20 protein-coding genes are annotated in these 19,858 nt (G+C 68.7%); 4 read left to right on the top strand and 16 right to left on the bottom strand.

Annotation, left to right across the window (positions count from 1 at the left end; all coding sequences use genetic code 11):
- Window positions 1–65 precede the first annotated feature (65 nt).
- The 3 genes from ACK3BB_RS07830 to pdeM all read left to right on the top strand — a co-directional run bounded on the left by ACK3BB_RS07830 (window position 66) and on the right by pdeM (window position 3,962).
- Window positions 66–704 (top strand): MarR family winged helix-turn-helix transcriptional regulator, encoded by a 639-nt coding sequence (locus ACK3BB_RS07830; RefSeq protein ID WP_428928161.1) that lies wholly within the window; start codon window positions 66–68, stop codon window positions 702–704.
- Between the two features lie 7 nt (window positions 705–711).
- Window positions 712–3,111: a ligase-associated DNA damage response DEXH box helicase gene (locus tag ACK3BB_RS07825; RefSeq protein ID WP_428928160.1), complete on the top strand. Its 2,400-nt coding sequence runs from the start codon at window positions 712–714 to the stop codon at window positions 3,109–3,111.
- Between the two features lie 170 nt (window positions 3,112–3,281).
- A complete protein-coding gene (pdeM, locus tag ACK3BB_RS07820) occupies window positions 3,282–3,962 on the top strand; it encodes a ligase-associated DNA damage response endonuclease PdeM (RefSeq protein WP_428928159.1) in 681 nt (226 codons plus the stop codon).
- Between the two features lie 386 nt (window positions 3,963–4,348).
- On the opposite strand, the gene ACK3BB_RS07815 is transcribed toward pdeM, so the two are convergent.
- The 16 genes from ACK3BB_RS07815 to ruvC all read right to left on the bottom strand — a co-directional run bounded on the left by ACK3BB_RS07815 (window position 4,349) and on the right by ruvC (window position 19,078).
- Entirely contained in the window at window positions 4,349–5,221 is an 873-nt protein-coding gene (locus ACK3BB_RS07815; protein WP_428928158.1) for a LytTR family DNA-binding domain-containing protein, read from the bottom strand.
- 136 nt (window positions 5,222–5,357) lie between these two features.
- Window positions 5,358–6,260, bottom strand: a complete 903-nt coding sequence (gene folD, locus ACK3BB_RS07810; RefSeq protein ID WP_428928157.1) for a bifunctional methylenetetrahydrofolate dehydrogenase/methenyltetrahydrofolate cyclohydrolase FolD — start codon at window positions 6,258–6,260, stop codon at window positions 5,358–5,360.
- 139 nt (window positions 6,261–6,399) lie between these two features.
- Window positions 6,400–6,975 carry an MOSC domain-containing protein gene (locus ACK3BB_RS07805; protein ID WP_428928156.1) on the bottom strand — a complete coding sequence of 192 codons (576 nt, stop codon included), beginning with the start codon at window positions 6,973–6,975 and terminating at the stop codon, window positions 6,400–6,402.
- Window positions 6,976–7,086: 111 nt separating this feature from the next.
- On the bottom strand, window positions 7,087–9,003 hold the full coding sequence (gene ftsH / locus ACK3BB_RS07800) for an ATP-dependent zinc metalloprotease FtsH (RefSeq protein ID WP_428928155.1): 1,917 nt from the start codon (window positions 9,001–9,003) through the stop codon (window positions 7,087–7,089).
- Between the two features lie 74 nt (window positions 9,004–9,077).
- Entirely contained in the window at window positions 9,078–10,334 is a 1,257-nt protein-coding gene (gene tilS / locus ACK3BB_RS07795) for a tRNA lysidine(34) synthetase TilS (protein ID WP_428928154.1), read from the bottom strand.
- Window positions 10,331–11,179 (bottom strand): tol-pal system protein YbgF, encoded by an 849-nt coding sequence (ybgF, locus tag ACK3BB_RS07790; protein ID WP_428928153.1) that lies wholly within the window; start codon window positions 11,177–11,179, stop codon window positions 10,331–10,333. The genes tilS and ybgF overlap by 4 nt, the downstream gene beginning before the upstream one ends.
- Before the next feature lie 7 nt (window positions 11,180–11,186).
- The gene (pal, locus tag ACK3BB_RS07785; RefSeq protein ID WP_428928152.1) at window positions 11,187–11,702 is read right to left on the bottom strand and encodes a peptidoglycan-associated lipoprotein Pal; all 516 of its coding nucleotides are present in this window, start codon (window positions 11,700–11,702) and stop codon (window positions 11,187–11,189) included.
- A 100-nt stretch (window positions 11,703–11,802) separates the two neighbouring features.
- Window positions 11,803–13,131, bottom strand: coding sequence for a Tol-Pal system beta propeller repeat protein TolB (gene tolB / locus ACK3BB_RS07780; protein WP_428928151.1), 1,329 nt, complete (start codon window positions 13,129–13,131; stop codon window positions 11,803–11,805).
- On the bottom strand, window positions 13,128–14,396 hold the full coding sequence (locus tag ACK3BB_RS07775; RefSeq protein ID WP_428928150.1) for an energy transducer TonB: 1,269 nt from the start codon (window positions 14,394–14,396) through the stop codon (window positions 13,128–13,130). The genes tolB and ACK3BB_RS07775 overlap by 4 nt, the downstream gene beginning before the upstream one ends.
- A 10-nt stretch (window positions 14,397–14,406) precedes the next feature.
- Window positions 14,407–14,877 (bottom strand): protein TolR, encoded by a 471-nt coding sequence (gene tolR, locus ACK3BB_RS07770; protein ID WP_428928149.1) that lies wholly within the window; start codon window positions 14,875–14,877, stop codon window positions 14,407–14,409.
- Window positions 14,878–14,880: 3 nt separating this feature from the next.
- Window positions 14,881–15,576, bottom strand: a complete 696-nt coding sequence (gene tolQ, locus ACK3BB_RS07765; RefSeq protein WP_428928148.1) for a protein TolQ — start codon at window positions 15,574–15,576, stop codon at window positions 14,881–14,883.
- A 117-nt stretch (window positions 15,577–15,693) separates the two neighbouring features.
- The gene (gene ybgC / locus ACK3BB_RS07760; protein ID WP_428928147.1) at window positions 15,694–16,101 is read right to left on the bottom strand and encodes a tol-pal system-associated acyl-CoA thioesterase; all 408 of its coding nucleotides are present in this window, start codon (window positions 16,099–16,101) and stop codon (window positions 15,694–15,696) included.
- The gene (locus ACK3BB_RS07755) at window positions 16,098–16,736 is read right to left on the bottom strand and encodes a hypothetical protein (RefSeq protein WP_428928146.1); all 639 of its coding nucleotides are present in this window, start codon (window positions 16,734–16,736) and stop codon (window positions 16,098–16,100) included. Before ACK3BB_RS07755 ends, ybgC begins: the two co-directional genes overlap by 4 nt.
- A 156-nt stretch (window positions 16,737–16,892) precedes the next feature.
- Complete coding sequence (gene ruvB / locus ACK3BB_RS07750; protein ID WP_428928145.1) at window positions 16,893–17,912, bottom strand: Holliday junction branch migration DNA helicase RuvB; 1,020 nt, start codon at window positions 17,910–17,912, stop codon at window positions 16,893–16,895.
- A gap of 3 nt (window positions 17,913–17,915) precedes the next feature.
- Window positions 17,916–18,581, bottom strand: a complete 666-nt coding sequence (gene ruvA, locus ACK3BB_RS07745; RefSeq protein WP_428928144.1) for a Holliday junction branch migration protein RuvA — start codon at window positions 18,579–18,581, stop codon at window positions 17,916–17,918.
- Window positions 18,578–19,078, bottom strand: a complete 501-nt coding sequence (ruvC, locus tag ACK3BB_RS07740; RefSeq protein ID WP_428928143.1) for a crossover junction endodeoxyribonuclease RuvC — start codon at window positions 19,076–19,078, stop codon at window positions 18,578–18,580. The genes ruvA and ruvC overlap by 4 nt, the downstream gene beginning before the upstream one ends.
- 350 nt (window positions 19,079–19,428) lie before the next feature.
- On the opposite strand from ruvC, the gene ACK3BB_RS07735 reads away from it, so the two are divergent.
- Window positions 19,429–19,647 (top strand): DUF1127 domain-containing protein, encoded by a 219-nt coding sequence (locus tag ACK3BB_RS07735; RefSeq protein ID WP_428928142.1) that lies wholly within the window; start codon window positions 19,429–19,431, stop codon window positions 19,645–19,647.
- Window positions 19,648–19,858 lie beyond the last annotated feature (211 nt).

Below are 19,858 nucleotides of genomic sequence, written 5' to 3'. Positions count from 1 at the left end.
GGACAGGTATATGTACGTTGCAAATACATGTCAATGACATGTATATGACAGGCAGGGCCGGTGGGATGCCGGCGCCACAGGAGGACAAGGCAATCACGGGCTGTACCAAGGAACTCGCGGACTTCCTGGAGAAGGCAGGTATTGATCACCGATCGACCGAAGCCGCGCTGGATATCGATGCATCGCTGCAGCAATGGCGCAGGCGCATCGGCAAGCGGGAACTGGGGACGGCGGCGCTGGACGCCTTCGGTATCTCCGAGGAAATCGACCAGGCGCAGCTGGACGTGCTGTTTGCCATCGCCAAGCCGGTCAACGAAGCCTGGTACGAGGACGAGGACGAGACCATGGTCTCGACCATCGCCGCGCGCCTGCGCATCGACCCGTCGCGGGCCTCGCGGCTGGTCAGCGACCTGATCGCCAAGTCGCTGGCGCAGCGCAGCGTCAGCCAGCGCGACGCCCGGCGCACCATCGTCGAGCTGACCGAGCGGGGCGAGGCCATCGTCAATGTCGTGCGGCGGTTCAAGTTCCTCGTGCTGGGCGAATTCCTGTCCAGCTGGACCGACGACGAAATCGCGGCCTTCGTGCCCCTGATGGCCCGTTTCGTGGCCTGGACGGATGATTCCGGGCGCATGGGCCGGGAACGCTTTGCCGAGGAAATCGCCGAGATGAGCACCGACCTGAAGAAGACCGCGATCGCGTCCTGAGCCGCCGATGGAGCTGCCCGCGCAGATCACCGCCTGGTTCGACCGGCGCGGCTGGCAGGTTCATCCCCACCAGCAGGCCATGGTCGACCGGGCCGATGCCCCGGCCACCCTGCTGATCGCGCCGACCGGCGGGGGCAAGACCATGGCCGGCTTCCTGCCCACCCTGGCCGAACTGGCCGGGGGCGGGCACCAGGGCCTGCACACGCTCTACATCTCGCCGCTCAAGGCCCTGGCCGCCGACATCAAGCGCAACCTGCGCAACCCGGTCGACGAGATCGGCCTGCCGATCCGCATCGAGGACCGCACCGGCGACACCTCGGCCACCGCGCGCCGGCGCCAGCGGGCCGATCCGCCGCATATCCTGCTGACCACGCCCGAAAGCCTGGCCCTGCTGACCAGCTACGAAGATGCCGGGCGCACCTTTGCCGGGCTGCGCCGGGTCATCGTCGACGAGATCCACGCCCTGGCCGAAAGCAAGCGCGGCGACCAGCTGATGCTGGCCCTGTCGCGCCTGCAGGCCCTGGCCCCCGGCCTGCGCCGGGTCGGCCTGTCGGCCACGGTCGAAGACCCCGGGGCCATCGCCCGGCTGCTGGCCCATCATCCCGATCCCTGCGAGGTGCTGACCGCCGATCCCGGCCCGGCCCCCGACATCGCCATGCTGGCCACCGATGCCCCCCCGCCCTGGGCCGGGGGCGGCGCGGCCCATGCCATCCCCGCCGTGCTGGACCAGGTCCGCCAGCACCGCACCACGCTGATCTTTCACAACACCCGGGCCCAGGCCGAGATCTTCTTTCACAATCTCTGGCTGGCCAACGAGGACAGCCTGCCCATCGGCATCCACCACGGCAGCCTCGACCGCGAACAGCGCGAACGGGTCGAACAGGCGATGGTCCGGGGCGACCTGCGGGCCATCGTCTGCACCGGCTCGCTCGACCTGGGCCTCGACTGGGGCGATGTCGACCTGGTCATCCAGATAGGCGCGCCCAAGAACGTCAAGCGGCTGGTCCAGCGCATCGGCCGGGCCAATCACCGCTACAACGCGCCGTCCAAGGCCCTGCTGGTGCCGGCGAACCGGTTCGAGGTGGTCGAATGCCTGGCCGCCCTGCAGGCCGTCGAGGCCGGCGCACTGGATGGCGAGCCGCGCGGGCCCGGGCCGCTCGACGTGTTGTGCCAGCATATCCTGATCGCCGCCTGCGCCGGGCCCTTCGATGCCGATGCGCTCTTTGCCCAGGTGCGTACCGCCGGGGCCTATGCCGAGCTGTCGCGGGCAGCCTTTGACGATTGCCTCGATTTCTGTGCCACCGGGGGCTATGCGCTGAAAGCCTATGACCAGTGGCAACGCCTGAAGCAGCGGCCAGACGGCCTGTGGCAATTGCGCGACCCGCGCACCGCCCAGCGGATCCGCATGAACATCGGCACGATCATCGACAGCGACACGCTGAAGGTCCGGCTGCAGCGCAACCGGGGCGGCAAGCCCCTGGGCGAGATCGAAGAAGCCTTTGCCGCCTCGCTGTCGCCCGGCGATACCTTCCTGATCGGCGGCCGGATCGTGCGCTATGAAGGGCTGCGCGAAACGGTCGTCGAAGTGTCGCGCAATGCCAGCCGCAAGCCCAAGATCGCGGTGTTCTCGGGCACCAAGTTCGCCACCTCGACCCAGCTGTCGGCGCGCATCCTCGACCTGCTGGCCGAACCCGACTGGCCGCAGCTGCCCGCCCATACCCGCGACTGGCTGGCCCTGCAGCGCCAGGTCTCGCGCCTGCCCGAACACGGCCGGTTGCTGATCGAAAGCTTTCCCCATGACGGGCGCGAGCATGTCTGCATCTACGGCTTTGCCGGGCGCAATGCCCAGCAGACCCTGGGCCTGCTGCTGACCAAGCGGCTGGAGGAAACCGGCCATGCGCCGATGGGTTTCGTGGCCACCGATTATGCCACGCTGATCTGGGGGCTGGACGCGGTGATCGATCCCGCGCCGCTCTTTGACATCGACGCCCTGCGCGACGGGCTGGACCGCTGGCTGGCCGGCAACGCCGTGATGAAACGCACCTTTCGGGCCTCGGCCACCATTGCCGGGCTGATCGAACGCAACGTGATGGGCCCGCGCAAGACCGGGCGCCAGATGACCATGTCGTCGGACATCCTTTACGACACCTTGCTGAAATATGATCCCGATCACCTGATGATGCGTGTCACCCGGACCGAAGCCCTGCGCGGGCTGGTCGATTTCGGCCGGATCGAGGAAATGCTGGCCCGGACCTCGGGCATCGACCTCTTGCGCCTCGACCGGGTCACCCCGCTGGCCGCGCCGCTCTTCCTGGAACACGGGCGGGTTCCGGTGGCCGGCTCGGCCGACGAACGCCTGCTGGCCGAAGAGACCGAGGCCCTGATGACCGCCGCCGGGCTGGCCTGACCCGATCCGCGTGCGGCTCGCCGCTGACCCTCCCACGTGGGACTCGCCTCCGACCCTCCCACGTGCGGCTCGCCTCTGACCCTCCCGCGTGGGGCTCGCCCCCGCCCCTCCCGCGCAGCGCGTCACCGAATCCCTTGCGCGGGGGCGTCGGATCGGTCAAGGAACGGAGCATGAACGCCCTTGACGCCCCCCGCACCCATGCCTTCAACCTGGCCGGCGCCCGCCTGACCGCCCTGCCCTCGGGCGCGCTGTGGTGGCCGGGGCAGGACCTGCTCTGTGTGTCCGACCTGCATCTGGGCAAGGCCGAACGCCAGGCCCGCCGGGGCGGCGCGCCCCTGCCGCCCTACGAAAGCCGCGACACGCTGCACCGCCTGTCCGAGGCGCTGGACACCACCGGCGCGCGCCACGTGGTCTGCCTCGGCGACAGTTTCGACGACCTCGCCGCGGCCCGGGCCCTGCCCGAAGCCGAACGTCTGATGCTGGCCCGGCTGCAGGCGGGCCGGCGCTGGACCTGGATCGAAGGCAACCACGATCCGGGCCCGGTCGAGCTGGGCGGCGATCACCTGGCCGAACTGACCCTCGGACCGCTGACCTTCCGCCACATCGCCCAACCCGGCGCGCGGGCCGAGATCTCGGGCCATTACCACCCCAAGGCCCGGGTCCGCACGCGGATGCGCAGCATTTCCCGCCCGGCCTTCCTGGTCGACCGCGACCGGGTGATCATGCCGGCCTTCGGCACCTTTACCGGCGGGCTGCGCTCCTGCAGCCCCGACCTGTCGCGCCTGATGCGCCCCGAGGCGCTGGCCATCCTGACCGGCCCCTCCGCCCGCCCGGTGCCGATGCCGCGCTGACCTGCGGGTCTGCCCGATGGCCGGCCGGTAAATGGGATATTTGGAAAGAGAAAGAAACAGCAGGTCGGTCAAGCGCGGGTATCCGCCCGGCCCGTACCGATGCCACTCTGACCTGCGGACCCGCCCGATGGCCGATCGACCAACGGGATACTTGGAATGAGAAAGAAACAGCAGGCCCGTCGAGCGCGGGTACCCGACCGGCCCATGCCGATGCCACGCCGACCTGCGGATCTGCCCGATGGCCAATCGACCAACGGGATACTTGGAAAGAGAAAGAAGCAGCAGGTCGGTCAAGCGCGGAGGCCCACCCGCCCCGTACCACGATCCTGCTTCTTTCTCTTTGAAAATATCCCGCCCTGTCCCCGCCAGCCGCGCAAGGCCGGTGGTCAGAGCAGCCCGGCGTCTTCGAGGTCGGACAGGTAGGTTCGGCTGACCGGCACGCGGTCACCATTGACCAGCCGCAGGTAGGTCTTGCCCTGTTCCCTCTCGGCCCCGCTCACCGCATGGCGCGCGACCCAATGGCTGCGGTGGGTGCAGAACCCGTCGACCGGGTCCATCTCGTCGATCGCATCACCAAAGCGCAGGCGGATGCTGTATTCGCCTTCGGTCGTGATCACCCGGACCTGGTGGTCCTTGACGTTCAGCCGGATGATCCGCCCGGCCATCGGCTCCGGCAGGCGGCGGATCAGGCGCGGCGGTTGGGGGGCGGGCTCCGGCACGGGCTCCGGCGCCTGTTCTTCGGGCGCCGGGTCCGCTTCGGACGCAACCAAGGGCGCTCCCTCGGAGGCCTCGACCGCCGGGGCGCTTTCGGGGGCCGCGGGCCCGGGGGCCTCGCCTGCCTGGGCAAAGCTCTGGCGCACCACCCGACGCATCACGCAGATGCCCACCGACACGATGGCCACGTAGAACATCACCCGTCCCAGGTGCGGCCCCGATGCGGCCGGCCGCTGCAGCATCAGCCATTCCGTCAGCCAGACGAAAGGCGCAAAGACCAGGGTCATCAGCAGCACCTGCAGCCCGTCCCGCCGCCACGGCCGGTCCTCGGGCACCAAGCGCATGGTCAGGCTGCGCAGGAAAGCGCCCAGCAAGGTCGACGTGATGACCACCACGCCCCAAAACAGCAGCCGCTGCGGGAAGGTGTAGGATTCGAAAGTGCCGAACGGCCCGGCCATGGCCACGACAAGCGTGCCCAGCGTCCAGACAATGATGTAAATCTTGTTCCGGCCCTGCGCGGCCAGGCCCTGAAACGGGTAGTGCATGGAATTCACTGGTGATTACAAAGGTTGGCCCCATGTGTAGCCAAGCCGGACGCGACCTGTAAACACGAAAGGACCCGCCTCACGCAGCTGCGAAGACGGGTCCCCGGGCCCGGTGGGGCCGTGGTGCAGGCGGCGCTCAGGCCGTCAGGTCCTGCGGCGCCTCCAGCCCGTTGGCCCGGCAGCAGGCCGTCAGCGTGTTGGCCAGCAGGCAGGCAATGGTCATCGGCCCGACCCCGCCCGGCACCGGCGTGATCGCCCCGGCCACCTCGGCACAGCTGGCATAATCGCAATCCCCCACCAGCCGGGTCTTGCCCTCGCCCTTGTCGGGCGCCGGCACGCGGTTGATGCCCACGTCGATCACCGTCGCCCCGGGCTTGATCCACTCGCCCTTGACCATTTCGGGCCGGCCCACTGCCGCCACGACGATATCCGCCCGGCGCACGACATCGGCCAGGTCCCGGGTCCGCGAATGGGCCACCGTCACCGTGCAGCTGTCCTGCAACAGCAGCTGGGCCATCGGCTTGCCCACGATGTTCGACCGCCCGATCACCACGGCATTCAGCCCCGACAGGCTGCCCAGCCGGTCGCGCAGCAGCATCAGGCTGCCCAGCGGCGTGCAGGGCACCATGGCCTTCTGGCCCGTGCCCAGCAGCCCCACGTTCGACACGTGGAACCCGTCGACATCCTTGGCCGGCGCAATGGCATTGATCACCTTGTCGGCATCGACGTGATCGGGCAGCGGCAGCTGGACCAGGATGCCATGCACCTGCGGATCCTTGTTCAGCGCCTCGACCAACTCCAGCAGCTCGCCTTCGGGCGTGTCGGCCGGCAGCTTGTGCTCAAACGAGGCCATGCCCGCCTCGATCGTCTGCTTGCCCTTGGATCGCACGTAGACCTGGCTGGCCGGGTCCTCGCCCACCAGCACCACGGCCAGGCCCGGGGTGATCCCGTGATCGGCCTTCAGCCGCGTCACCTGTTCCGCCACCCGTGCCCGCACATCGGCCGCAAAGGCCTTTCCGTCAATGACATCCGCCGTCATGGTGTCCTCGCTTCTTGTCTCGGCCCCGTCCTACCCCGCCATGGCCCCGGGCAAAACCGCCCCGGCGACGGGTTCGGGCCATTTGCGCCCACCACGCGGCGAGCATCGGAAACCCCTGCCCTTCAACGCGGCGCCCGGTTCACCCGTTCCAGCCCCGCTGCGCCGGCAGCCACAGCGCCAGCCGGTCGCCCGGCCGCAGCGTCCCGGGCCGTTCGACCCAGGCCGTCACCCCGCGCCGGCCCTCGGCCGCCCGCTTGAACGCCTTGCCATGGCCCGGCTCGTCCTTCTCGATCTCGCGCGCCGGCAGGTTGCAGGGCAGGTTCTCCATGTCCACGGTCAGGGTCACCCCGTCCGGGCCCTGCAGGCGCGACGACGGCGGCACATGGGTGAAATCGGGTATGCCCCGCAGCACCACCGACACCCCCAGCAGCCCCGGGTCGAGCCGCTCCAGCCCGATCTCCGCAGCGATCTCCGCCAGCTCTTCCTCGGACAGTACCGTCAGCTGCCGCACGTTGCGGATCTCGGTGCCCTCGGGATGCAGCTCGCGCACCCTGACACAGGCCGGCCGGTTCTCGCCCCCGTGCCGCGCCCCGGTCACCCCGTCAAAGCCCAGCTCCAGCGCGGCCTCTTCCCCCGAGCGCAGCCCCTGCCCCGCGGGCGCCACGCCCAGCCAGACCACTTCCCCGACATATTCGCTCTTGCGATACACCGACATGGGCCCGACCTCCTGCTTCTTTCTCTTTCGAAATATCCCGACACGTCGCCGGCCAAAAGCAAAACCCGCAGGCCGTCACGACCTGCGGGTTTCCAGATGCTGTCCCGGGGCTCAGGCCGTGGGTTCCGGCTCCATTCCCCCTTCGGGCGGGTTCTTCTTGGGCTTGGTCTTGGGGATCGCCGTGACGCTGGGCGCATTTCCCTGGTCGGGCTTGTCGCCGGCATCGTCACCCGATTGCGGCGGCTCGCCCCGCATCACGCGCTGGATCTCGTCGCCGGTCAGCGTCTCGTATTCCAGCAGGCCCTGGGCCAGCCGCTCCCATTCGGCGTTCTTCTCGGTCAGGATGGCATGGGCGCGTTCATATCCTTCCTGGATATAGCGCTTCACCTCTTCCTCGATCAGCTCCTTCGTATGCGCCGAGACCGAGAACCCGGCCGTATTGCCCTGGTAGCCCTCATGCGCCTCGGCATAGTCGATATTGCCGACCTTGTCCGACATGCCCCAGCGCATCACCATGGCGCGCGCCAGCTGGGACGCCTGCATGATGTCGCCCGCAGGCCCGTTCGACACATGATCCGCGCCGTACTTGATCACCTCGGCGGCCTTGCCGGCCATGGTCATCGCCAGCTTCTGTTCGCATTCGTCGCGGTGATAGTTCAGCCGGTCCATCTCGGGCAGCGACACCACCATGCCAAGCGCACCGCCGCGCGGGATGATCGTCGCCTTGTAGACCGGATCGCATTCGGGCAGCGCCAGACCGACGATGGCATGACCGGCCTCGTGATAGGCGGTCTTTTCCTTCTGGTCCTGCGTCAGCACCATCGACCGGCGCTCGGCGCCCATCATGACCTTGTCCTTGGCGTTCTCGAAATCTTCCATCGTGACAAACCGCCGGCCCACGCGCGCGGCCATCAGCGCCGCCTCGTTCACCAGGTTCGCCAGGTCCGCGCCCGAGAAACCGGGCGTGCCGCGCGCGATGATGCGCAGGTCCACGTCCGGGCCTAGGGGCGTCTTGCGCGCATGCACGCCCAGGATCTTCTCGCGGCCCTTGATATCCGGGTTGCCCACGGTGACCTGGCGGTCGAACCGGCCGGGACGCAGCAGCGCCGGGTCCAGCACGTCCTTGCGGTTGGTCGCGGCGATGATGATCACGCCCTCGTTGGCCTCGAACCCGTCCATCTCGACCAGCAGCTGGTTGAGCGTCTGTTCGCGTTCGTCATTGCCGCCGCCATAGCCCGCACCCCGATGCCGGCCCACGGCGTCGATCTCGTCGATGAAGACGATGCAGGGCGCGTTCTTCTTGGCCTGCTCGAACATGTCACGGACCCGGCTTGCGCCCACACCCACGAACATTTCAACAAAATCCGAACCAGAAATCGTGAAGAACGGCACGCCAGCCTCGCCGGCGATGGCCCGCGCAAGCAGGGTTTTACCCGTGCCCGGAGGTCCGACCAGCAGCGCGCCCTTCGGAATCTTGCCCCCGAGTCGCGAGAATTTCTGCGGGTTGCGCAGGAATTCGACGATCTCTTCGAGCTCTTCCTTGGCCTCGTCGATGCCGGCCACGTCGTCGAATGTCACACGGCCGTGCTTCTCGGTCAGCATCTTGGCCTTGGACTTGCCAAAGCCCATGGCCCCGCCTTTGCCACCGCCCTGCATCCGGTTCATGAAATAGATCCAGACGCCGATCAGCAGAAGGAACGGCAGAAGCGACACGATGAAGGCCTGGAAGCCGGATTGCTGCTGCTGCTCGGCCCGGACCGGAACATTGTTGTCGATCAACAGCTTGGTGATCTCGGCATCTTCGGGCTTGATGGTCACGTAATCCTGGCCGTCCGCGCCTCGGAATCGCACCTGTTCACCGTCGAGTGTCACCTGGCTGACTTCGCTCGCCTCGACCGAGGCGACAAAGTCGGAATAGCTGATCTCGCGGCTCTGCAGCGTGCTCCCGGATCCGCTGAACAGATTGAACAGCGCAAGGATCAACAGGAACAGGACCACCCAGAACGCGATATTACGTGCATTTCCCAAGGGAATTCTCCTGACTGCAGGGCCGACGGTCGGTCGGCCCGGTTGTCCATAAGATAGACATCACACCGCTGGGTTCAATTGGATAATAGCGCAGCAAAGAAGGCTTCGGCGCTCTCCTGCAACTCGGCACGCCATCCGTTGGCCATGCCGGCCAGCGGCGCGGCGACCAGCGTATCGCCGCACCACACCGCCGGAGACGCCATGAGCGCGCCATGCGGCCGGCCCGACGAGCGCCAGTCGGGGACCTGGGCCAGCCCGTTGCGGCCAAGTGGCGCAATGGTCAGCCCGTCCTGCATCACCGGGCCGATCAGTGTCCAGCGCCCGTCCCAGGGCTGGCCCGGGGCCACGACCATGTCGCGCACCACGGCATATTCCCGGCAGATCCAGATCGACCCGTCGACCACCAGGATGCGGCAGCCGCCCAGCGTCGCCCCCCGCCCGTGGCGCAGCCCGTCGATGGCCTGGGCCATGGCCGCCCGGCGCGGCGGGTAATCGGCCTGTCCGACCCACATCACCGCCCGTTGCAACAGCCGCCGGGCAATGTCCTGCGGCAGGGTGCGGAACCGGCGCAGGTCAAGGATCACGTCACCGGAATTGACCAGCGCGATGTCGCGGGCCGTGAGAAAGCTGTACCAGTCGAGCGCCTCGCGGGCCTCGCCCATGTAGCCGGCAATGGCCGCCAGCCCTTCGGTCGTCACCCCCAGCGGGGCCAGCGCGGCCAGGATCGACCGGGCCTGCACCCGGTCATAGCGGCTGTCGTCGTTCGACGGATCCTCGCACCAGGTCACGCCGTTGCGGCCGAGGTAATCGCGCAGCTCCTGCCGGGTCAGCCCCAGCACGGGCCGCAGAAGCGACACGCCGTGCATCGTGCGCCGGGCCGGGATGCCGGCCAGCCCGTCGACCCCGGCCGACCGGCCCAGGCGCATCAGCACCGTTTCGGCCTGGTCATCGGCCGTATGCCCCAGTGCCACCAGCGCGATGCCGTTCTGGCGGGCCCAGTCGCAGATCAGCGCATAGCGCGCCTCGCGGGCGGCGGCCTGCAGGTTGCCCTGCCCGTCCCAGCCCTGCCAGCGCAGCGTGGTGTGGCTCAGCCCCAGCCGGCCGGCCAGGGCGGCCACCTGGGCGGCCTCGTCGGCCGCCTCCGGGCGCAGCCCGTGGTCGACGGTCACCGCCCGGATATCGACGGCCGAGGTATCGAGACACCGGCTGAGGATGTGCAGAAGCGCCACGGAATCGCCGCCGCCGGACACCGCCACGCCCAGCCGCGATGGCGGGGCGGCGTGAAACTGAGACCGGACCACCGATAGGATATCGGTGTCGCCGTCGATCACTGGCAGCCCAGGGCGTCCATTTCCGACCGGGCCACGGGCACCGCGTCCGACAGGGGGAACCGGGTGGCCACCTCGGCCAGGGTCAGGCAGGCTTGGTTGACCTGGCCCAGCTTGCCAAGCGCCGCACCCAGCAGGGTCAGCGATTCCGAGGCATGGGTGCCCGTCGGATCGGCGCTGAAACTGGCCAGGTAGGCCCGCGCGGCCTCGCGCGTATCGGACAGGCCGGTCAGGGCCTTGCCCCGGCCCAGGTGGGCCTGCGCGGCCAGCGGGCTGCCGGGATAATTCTCGACGAAGCGGGCAAAGCCGTCTGCCGCCTCGCCATAGCGGCCCTCGGCCAGGGCCGTGCGCGCGGCATCGAAATCGGCCTGTTCGCCGATGGCCAGTTCGGTGCCCGGTGTCTCGGGCGTGACCGGCGCGGCCGGGGCCACCGGCGCAGCCGCCGCCCCGCCCAGGGTCGATGTCTCGCCCAGCTGGCTGACATCGCCGCCTTCCAGCTCGACCAGGCGGAATTCCAGGTCACCGATCCGGTTGGTCCCGTCGCGCACCACTTCGCCGATGCGGAATTCCAGCTGTTCGGTCCGGGCCGTCAGGGTCTGCAACGCCGTCTCGATCGAGGCCACGCGTTCCAGCACCGTATCGCCGCTGAGCTGCACCGACGGCGTGCCCGTCGTCGACAATTCGCGCTTGAGCTTCTGGATCTCGACATAGAGCACGGACAGTTCCTGGCGGATGTCCGCCAGGGTCTGGTCGCCCGGGGCCGCGGCCTGGGCCAGGGCCGGCGCGGGTTGCACCGCCACCGCCCCGAACGCAGAGGTCAGGACCAGGGCCAGGAAGGCTGATCGCATGGTTGGCCTACCCCGTCAGTCCCGCCGCAAGGACGGTCACGACCCGGCGGTTCTTGGCATAACATGCCTCTTCCGAGCAGATCTCGACCGGGCGTTCCTTGCCATAGCTCACGATGCGCAGGCGGTTGCCGGCCACCCCGCGCGAGATCAGGTATTCGCGTGCCGCGTTGGCCCGGCGCTCGCCGAGCGCCACGTTGTATTCCCGCGTGCCCTGTTCGTCGGCATGGCCCTCGATCGTCGCGGTGTAATCGGTGTTCTTCAGAAGCCAGGTCGCCTGGCCGCTCAGCGTCTGCCGCGCGGCATCGCTCAGCGTCGACTGGTCGACCGAAAAGAACACCCGGTCGCCGATGGCCTGCTGGAAGTAGACCGGCGATGTCGGATCGCTGGCCGACCCGGCCGCCACGCCCGAAGACTGGCTGTTGAGATCGACGCTGTTGACGTCATCGAGTGCGTTCTTGTTGGAACAGGCGGCCACCAATGCGGCCGTTGCCAGAAGTCCCGTGAGCCTGCCCGCAAATTTCATGCTTCAGCCCCTGCCTTGCCCGTTATGTTCATTTCCGGTCCCTTAACACAGCGTGTGTTTCATGTGAATAAATCCGCCTATGCGGCATTGCGTCGGCGGCTTATCGCTGCAACGGCGACCAGGCCGGGTCCGACCCGCCATCCGGCGTTGTCACGGGCTTGAGATTGCGCCCCGAGATATCGACCGAATAGAGCCGCGCGCGGCCGTCGGTGCCCTGGCTTTCGCGGGTGAACATGATCACCCGGCCATTGGGCGCCCAGGTCGGGCCTTCGTCCAGGAAGGAGGCCGTCAGCAGCCGCTCGCCGGTGCCGTCGGTGCGCATCACCCCGATGTGGAACCGGCCCTTGTTCTGCTTGGTGAAAGCGATCAGGTCGCCGCGCGGCGACCAGACCGGCGTGCCATAACGCCCGGCCCCCGACGAGATCCGCCGGGCCTCGCCGCCCGAGGCCGGCATGATGTAGAGCTGCTGACCGCCCGAGCGGTCGCTTTCAAAGACGATCTGGCTGCCGTCCGGCGAAAAGCTGGGGGCCGTTTCGATCGACGGCGCATTGGTCAGCCGGGTACGCTGGCCGCTGGCCAGGTTCATCGCGTAGATGTCGGTATTGCCGCCCTGGGCCTGGGAAAAGACCACGGTGTTGCCATCGGGCGAGAACCGCGGGGCAAAGGACATCGAGCCTTCCTGAGTGTCCAGCACCCGGCGCTGCACCTGGCCCACGTCCATGACATAGATCCGCGGAAAGCCGCTTTCGTAGGACGTATAGAGCACCCGGTCGCCCGTCGGCGAGAACCGCGGAGCCAGGACCAGCGCGTTGCTGTCGGTCAGGTACTGCACGTTGGCGCCGTCGTAATCCATGATCGCCAGGCGCTTGTGGCGGTCGTTCTTGGGCCCGGTTTCCGACACGAAGACCACGCGGCTGTCGAAATAGGCCGTCTCGCCCGTCAGGCGCGAATAGACCGTGTCGGCCACCTTGTGCGCCATGCGCCGCCAGCCGTCCGTCGTGCCGGCAAACTGCAGACCGGTGCCGATCTCGGCCCCGGAGAACACGTCGTAGACGCGGAACTGCACGGTCAGCCGGTCACCCGAAAGTGATACCGCCCCGGTGATCAGAGCCTGCGCATTGATCGTTTTCCAATCGGCGAACTGCACCGGCGCGCCGAAATCGGCCACCGTCGAGATATGTGCCGAGGCCGGGATTTCGCGGAAAAGGCCGGTGCCGGCGAGATCCGAGGCCACGACCCGGGCCAGGGACGTGCCGTATTCCGCCGCCGCCGGCGTGTCGGGCACAAAGCCCGGCACGGCAAAGGGCAGCGGTTCGATCACCCCGTCGGTGATCTCGATCCGCAGGGGCCCGCCCTGGGCCGACACGGCAACGGGCAGGATCAGGGCGGTCAGCGCCGCGGCGAGGAAACTCTGGACCAATCGCATCATCTGTACTGCATCTTCTCAGGGTTGAATGTCATTTCGATGTCGCGCCACTGCTCGTACTTGTCGGCCGGCAGGGGATAGCCCTGCTGACCGCAGCGGATGATGGCCCGACGCGCCGCGTCGAAAGCCTGTTGAGCTGCGGAGTCCGATCCCCCACTCCACGACACCAGTCGAATTGAATTCGTCACCGGGCGCCCGTCCGGCGTCATCGACACGCCCACGACCACTGTGGTCGCCAGCGCGGCCGATGACAAGGACCCGACGCTCCAGCATTGCGAAACCGCAACACGCAGGGATTCGCGCTCGCCGCCGGTCAGCGGCGGGCCGGCCGGCGCCGGGTTGCCCGCCCCGGCCTGGCCAAGCGCCGCGGCCACGGCATCGTCCACCGCCTGGCTGCGGTCGGGCTGGGTCTCGGCCGGGGCCGTCGGCACCTCGACCTGGGGCTCGGGCGTCTGGGCCGCCTGGGCCTGCGGCGCGGGCGGTGTCGGGCGGCTGGGCCGGGTGGCCGGACGGCGCGATTGGGTCGGCGCGGCCGGCACGTCGGCCGGGACCTCGGGCGCGGCCTCGGCCGTCTCGGCCGGCGGCTCCGGCGCCGGATCGGGCACGGGTTCGGGATCGGGCACCGGCTGCGCCTCGGGCTGAGGCTCGACCTCGGGTTCCGGCAGGGTATCGACGGCCGCTTCCGGGGCTGCCGCAACATCGGCCTCGGGCGCTTCGTCCTGGCGGCCGTCGGGCGCCACCGGGGCCTGGGTCACCGGGTCGGGCCGCGTATCGGGCGGCGGCGGCGGCGCGGGCGTGGCCGCCTCGCGCTCGATCGGGCGTTCGGGCGGGCGCTGCGCCGTGTCGGGGGCCAGCGCGGCCTGGTCCTGCGCCGGCGGCGCCGGGGGTTCGGGCGTTTCAGGTTCCTGCGCGGCGATATCGGGCGCCGGCGGCTGCGGCGGCTCGGGCTCGGCCGGTGCTTCGGGCGCGGGTTCGGGCGCCGGCGGCGGCGGGGTCACCGCCGGACGCTCGGGTGCCGGATCCTCGGCGATCTCGGGTGACGGCGGCTCTTCGGGCGCCGGGTCCGCGGGCTGGGCAAGGTCGGCCGGGGTCTGGGCCGTGTCGGGCGCGGGGAACGGCGCGGTCAGCGCGGCATATTCCTCGGCCGATACCAGCGCCACCTCGGTCACCGGGACCGGTTCGGGCTCTATGCTGAAGACGCCCTTGAGGATCACCCATCCGATCAATGTCAGATGCGCGATCCCGGATATGGCCGTGCCGGTCTGCACTGCGCGGGCCTTACCCGTCCGACGCCTGGTCGAGCGTCGGACCCCCGCTGTCGGTCACCAGGCCGATATTGGAAAAGCCCCCGGCGTTCAGCGCACCCATGACTTCCATGACCGTCGCATAGGGCACCCGGCCATCGGCCCGCAGGAACACCCGGTCGCTGGTCCGTTCGGCCATGATCGCCCGCAGGCGGCTGACCAGCTCGTCGCGGTCGGTGTCGGTGGTCTGGATCTGCACGGCGCCCTCGGCCGTGACGGTCACGGTCAGCGGCTCTTCCTCGGCATCGGGCAGGGCATTGGCCGCGGTCTTGGGCAGTTCGACGGGCACGCCCACGGTCAGCAACGGCGCGGCCACCATGAAGATGATCAGCAGCACCATCATCACGTCGACGAACGGCGTGACGTTGATCTCGGCCATCGGCCGGGCCCGGCGATGGCCGCGCTTGCGGGTGCGCCGTTCGGTGGTCTGGATCGCGGCGCCCATGGCTCAGCTGTCCAGCTGGCGCGACAGGATGGTGGCAAATTCGTCGGCAAAGGTCTCGTACCCCGCGACGATCCGGTCCCCGTCCGACGACAGCTTGTTATAGAAGATCACGGCCGGGATGGCCGCGAACAGGCCCAGCCCGGTGGCCAGCAGGGCCTCGGCGATGCCCGGGGCGACCACGGCCAGGTTGGTGTTCTGCTGTTCGGCGATCTCGATGAAGGCGTTCATGATGCCGAAGACCGTGCCGAACAGGCCGACAAAGGGCGCGGTCGACCCGATCGTGGCCAGCACCGACAGGCCGCTGGTCTGGGCCTCGGCCTCCTTGGCGATGGCCACGTCCATCGACCGGTCGATCCGGTCCATCGCCCCGCCGATCAGACGTCCGTCCTCGCGGTGGGACCGGCGCCATTCCGTCATGCCGGCGATGAACACCCGGTCCATCGCGCTGCGCGGGGCGTTGGCGATCTGGTCGAACAGCCCGTCCAGCGGCTCGCCCGACCAGAATTCCCGGTCGAAGGCCCGCGCCCTGGCCCGTGCCCGGGCATAGCCCAGGTGTTTCTGGATGATGATCGCCCAGGACCAGAAAGAGGCCAGGAGCAGCGCCAGCATGACGAGTTTCACCGTCAGCGTTGCCCGTGCGTAAAGCCCCCAGACCGAAAAATCGATCTCCTGGGCCGCTGCCAGAATGTCCGTTTCCATCCGCCTGCTCGTTATGTGCGGGGCGTGTCGCCGCCCGTTTCTCTGCTTTGTCGTTGGCGGAAAGTTAATGCATCGCGTCGCCGATTTCCAACAGAACCGGGGAAAATCGCGAAACATTCATCGCGGCAATGCGCGAATCTCTGCCGGAAGACGGGTCGGCCGGCCCGAAAGCCCCATGGCCACGACGGTCACCCGGGCGGTGAACAGCGGCTGGTCGCCCCGTCTCACGACCTGTTCCAGCCGCAGGCGCGCGCCGGAGCGGTCGAGCACCCGGGTGTCGACGCACAGCGCGTCCTCGAACCGGGCGGTGGCCAGGAAATCACATTCGACATGGCGGACGACAAAGACGGTGCCAGCCTCGCGCAGGGCGTTCTGGTCGATCCCCAGGGTGCGCACCCAGGCACTGCGCGCGCGTTCGATGAAGCGCAGGTAATTGGCGTGGTAGACGATGCCGCCCATGTCGGTGTCTTCGTAATGGACGTCCAGCCCGAAGACATGGGCCGCGGGGGCATCAGGCGCGCTCACGCCGGGGTCTCCAGCCGGGCAAAGAGCCGCAGCGCATGGGACGGGTCGGTGGCCACGGCCGGCAGCAGGGGATCATGGGCCGCCCGGATGATGGCCGAGACGTCGGGCCGCAGGATGGTCGTGTCACCGATCCGGGCCAGGGGCGAACGGTTGCGAAAGGCGGCCTCGGACCAGCAGAGCATGACCTGGGCCACCTGGGCCAGCGCCAGGTCGCCGGCCGGCATGGCGGCCAGCTGGTCATCCATGCGCAGAAAGACGAAGACGGCCTTGATCGCCCCGGCCTCGTCGAAACGAAAGACGCGGTACTGGTTGGCATCGGCGGCCTTCAGCCGGCCCAGCAGCGCGGCAAGATCGGGGATCAGTCGGTCCAGGTCGGGCACGGCGGCCAATTCGTCCCAGTCGCGGAAGAAGAACATCATGCAGTTCGACCCCAGCTCGGGATCGGTTTCGGCCAGCATCGGCTGGCCCGGCAAGGTGGCCACCGCTTCAAAGGCGCCCTTGACGACGGCGAGGGTGGCATCATCGACGCCGATCACCATCGGCGCCAGCGGCCGCCCCCAGCGCGCGAACAGAAAGGACCCGTCATCCCGGGTGAAGAAGGCCTCGACATCGGCCGGCTGGATGGCATCGCTCATGCGCCCGATTTATGGGGCATCGCCCTTTTCTGCAAGCGCCCGCCCGGCCCCGGCCGATCGCCGGATATTTAAGAAGAGAAAGAAGCAGCAAGCGCGCCCTGCTGCTTCTTTCTCTTTCCAAATATCCGGCCGGACGCCAGCCCCGTGGCGCAACGATCAAGAAAAGAGATCACGGTCCTGGCCCGGTGGCTGAAGCCCCAGGTGGGTCCAGGCGCGCTGGCCCAGCATGCGGCCGCGCGGGGTGCGCTGGATCAGGCCTTGTTGCAGCAGGTAGGGCTCGATCACCTCTTCCAGAGCATCGCGGCTTTCCGACAGGGCCGCCGAGAGCGTCTCGATCCCGACCGGGCCGCCCTGGTAATGTTCCGCGATCAGGCCGAGGTAGCGCCGGTCGGCCCCGTCGAGCCCCAGGGCATCGACGCCCAGCCGGGTCAGCGCCCGGTCGGCCAGCGCCCGGTCGATCCGGCCATCACCCTCGACCACCGCGAAATCCACCACCCGGCGCAGCAGCCGCCCGGCGATCCGCGGGGTGCCCCGGGCGCGGCGGGCGATCTCGCGCGCGCCGGCCTCGTCGGCCGGGGCGCCAAGGGTGTGGGCGTTGCGCGTGACGATCTCGTGCAGCTCGTCCACGGTGTAGAATTGCAACCGGGTCGGGATGCCGAAGCGGTCGCGCAGGGGGGTGGTCAGAAGCCCCATCCGCGTTGTCGCCCCGACCAGGGTGAAGGGCTGCAGCTCGATCCGCACGGTCCGGGCCGCCGGGCCTTCGCCGATCACCAGGTCCAGCTCGAAATCCTCCATCGCCGGGTAGAGCACCTCTTCGACCACCGGGTTCAGCCGGTGGATCTCGTCGATGAACAGCACGTCCCGGGCTTCGAGATTGGTCAGGATTGCGGCCAAGTCGCCGGCCTTGGCCAGCACCGGGCCCGAAGTCATGCGGAAATTGACCCCCAGCTCGCGGGCCATGATCTGGGCCAGGGTCGTCTTGCCCAGCCCCGGCGGGCCGTGGAACAGCGTGTGGTCCATGGCCTCGCCACGCTGGCGGGCCGAGGCGATGAACACCGCCAAGTTGGCCCGGGCCTCGGCCTGGCCGATGAAATCGCCCAGCTGGCGCGGGCGCAGGGCGCGGTCGTTGTCCTCGGGCAGCGGATCGGGGCGCAGGGTCGGGTCGGCTCCGGTCATCGTTTAGCCTTTCGGAGCCAGCAGGCGCAGCGCCGCGCGGATCACGGTCGAGGCATCCCCCCCGGGCGTCTCGCCCAGGGCCTCGGCCACGGCCGCCGCGGCCTCGCCCGGGGCATAGCCCAGGTTGGTCAGCGCCGAGAGCGCATCGGCCTGGGCATTCGATGGCGGCGGCGGCGGAGCGGCCGGCGGGGCGGGATCGATCACCGCGTCCGACGGTTCGGCCACGGGCGCGGCCGGAGCGCTGGCCGGGGCGGTCATGGCCATGACCGTCGGCGCCTTGTCCTTGAGATCGAGCACGATGCGCTGTGCCGACTTGGGCCCGATGCCCTTGGCCGCCGTCACCGCCGACCAGTCGCCCAGGGCAATCGCCCGGCTGACCCCATCCGCGCCCAACGCGCCCAGGATGGCCAGCGACGCCTTGGCCCCGACCCCCTGGACCGACATCAGCAGCCGGTGCCATTCCTTCTCGACCAGGGACGGAAAACCGAAGAGCTGCAACAAGTCCTCGCGCACCAGCAGGTCGGTATAAAGCGACACCGCCTCGCCCGGCCCGGGCAGCGCGGCCAGGGTGCGTTCGGAACAATAGACCACGTAGCCCACCCCGCGCACATCGATCAGCACGTGATCGCCGGCCCGATAATCCAGCCGCCCCGACAGCCGCCCGATCATGCCCGCACCTCGCGCAGGGTCACGCCCCCGGCCCCGCCGTGGCGGGCATGGCAGATCGCGATGGCCAGGGCGTCGGCCGCATCGGGGCTGGTCGGCTGGGCGCCGGGCAATTGCAGGCGCACCATGTGCATGACCTGGCGCTTGTCGGCATGGCCCACGCCGACCACCGTCTTCTTGACCGAATTGGGGGAATATTCACCGACCGGCAGCCCCGCCCGCGCCGGCACCAGAAGGGCCACGCCCCGGGCCTGGCCCAGTTTCAGCGTGCCCGACCCGTCCTTGTTGACGAAGGTCTTTTCCACCGCCGCCTCGTCGGGCGCATGATCGCGCAGCACCGCGCTGAGCTGGTCGAAGAGCGACAGCAGCCGCCCGGCCAGGTCATCGCGCCCGCTGGTCGTGCAGATGCCGTTGGCCACGTGACTCAGCCGGCTGCCGTTCTGCTCGATCACGCCCCAGCCCATGGTCTGCAATCCCGGATCGATGCCCAATACCCGCATTCCGCCGCCCTGCCCCGTGCCCGTGTTGGAATTTTTTCAACCGTTAGCACGAAACGCGAACATCTGCCAAGCGCTTCGGCCCGGACCGGCCGGTGTCGCCTTTGCGACATCGCCTGTCCCCTGCGCGACAAACCCACCTGGAAAACGACATCTGGATGGCCGGAAACGACACATAAAAAGCACGGGAAATGTCACATTATGACGGCCCCGTTACCGCAATCTCCGGTATTCACAAAACGCATATCAAACTTGCAAGAAGCCCGTATTGCGCCGCCATATTGGGCAATCTATGTGCGAGCCAGACCCGGTGATCGGGTTCATCAGACCACCCTACAATCAGGAAACGGAAAATGGCTGCTTTTGACACCACTCGTCCCGACTATGGCACCACCGGCCCCGCAGGCCGCATGATGTCGCCCATCTCGCATCTCTTCGCCGCCTTCGCCGGCTGGAACGATGCCCGCCGCACGCGCAACTCGCTGTCGCGTCTGACCGACCGCGAACTCGAAGACATCGGTCTGGCCCGCGGCGACATCGATTCCGTCTCGCTCGGCCGCTGGACTCGCTGATGCGTGGACATTGACGCGCCGCGCGCAAAGCCTCGCGCGGCGTCGTCACCCCCGCCCTGACAGGGGCGGCTCTGGATCCCAGCGGCGGCCTGCCACGATACGGCACAGGGCCCGCCGCCGGATCCGAAAAGACCGGGATGCCACCCCATGGCAGCATCGACCGGCACGGATTTCCAAAGACAATCATCCCCGCCCCTCCGCGCCCCTCGGG

The organism is Marinibacterium sp. SX1, assembly GCF_050389775.1.
Classification (GTDB): domain Bacteria; phylum Pseudomonadota; class Alphaproteobacteria; order Rhodobacterales; family Rhodobacteraceae; genus Marinibacterium.
This window is presented reverse-complemented; position numbering and strand designations above follow the sequence as displayed.